Origin of the sequence: Mycobacterium sp. UM_Kg1 (genome assembly GCF_000972925.1) — a bacterium.
In the GTDB taxonomy this organism is placed as follows: domain Bacteria; phylum Actinomycetota; class Actinomycetes; order Mycobacteriales; family Mycobacteriaceae; genus Mycobacterium; species Mycobacterium hiberniae.
Genome location: NZ_JRMK01000331.1, coordinates 1 through 725 on the forward strand (window position 1 = coordinate 1; position 725 = coordinate 725).

1 protein-coding gene is annotated in these 725 nt (G+C 63.7%); it reads left to right on the forward strand.

From position 1 onward, the window contains the following. On the forward strand, positions 1-725 hold a 725-nt coding region (locus tag LI92_RS21400; protein ID WP_046322591.1), incomplete at both ends, for a cellulase family glycosylhydrolase.

Below are 725 nucleotides of genomic sequence, written 5' to 3' on the forward strand. Positions count from 1 at the left end.
CCCGCGGTAGTCGCCTTCGGGGTGATCGCCGAACCGCACTCCGGATCGCACTGGCTCTCGACCCTGTTCGGCAACCCCTACTTCGACTCCCAACAGCTGACCCCCTTCTACAACCAATCGGTCGCGGCGATCCGGTCGGTGGACCCCGACACTCCGATATTCGTGCAGCCCAACGTGCTGTTCAACATGGGTGTCCAAACCCACCTGGGGGCTGTCGACGACGAGAAGGTCATCTACTCGTTCCAGCACTTCTGCCCGTCGGTCGACCTGTTCGGCGTCGACTTCCTGTGCAACGTGTTCGCCGATTTCGCGATCAACAACGCGGCCAGCTACCCGGACACACACAACATCCCGGCCCACATCGGTGGGTTCGGCGCCAGCAATGCACTCGGTGCGCACGCCGCTGTGCTGGATGCCGCCCAGCGACACCAGTACGGCTGGGCGACATGGGTTTACACTGGTCAGAACGACATCACCACGACCGCAACATCCCGCGAGGCGGAATCGATCGTCTACGACACCAGCCTGCCGCCGACCGGCGACAATATCGATGCTGCGAAGCTGGAGGTGCTCGCCGAGCCCTACCCGCAGGCGGTCGCCGGTATTCCGAACAACTGGTCGTTCGACAACGGCACGTTCCAGCTCAGCTACTCCACGCAGATGGCCGACGGCCAGGGCGTCTTCGCCGCCGGTGCGCAGACCAACATCGCTGTGCCGGCCGTCAT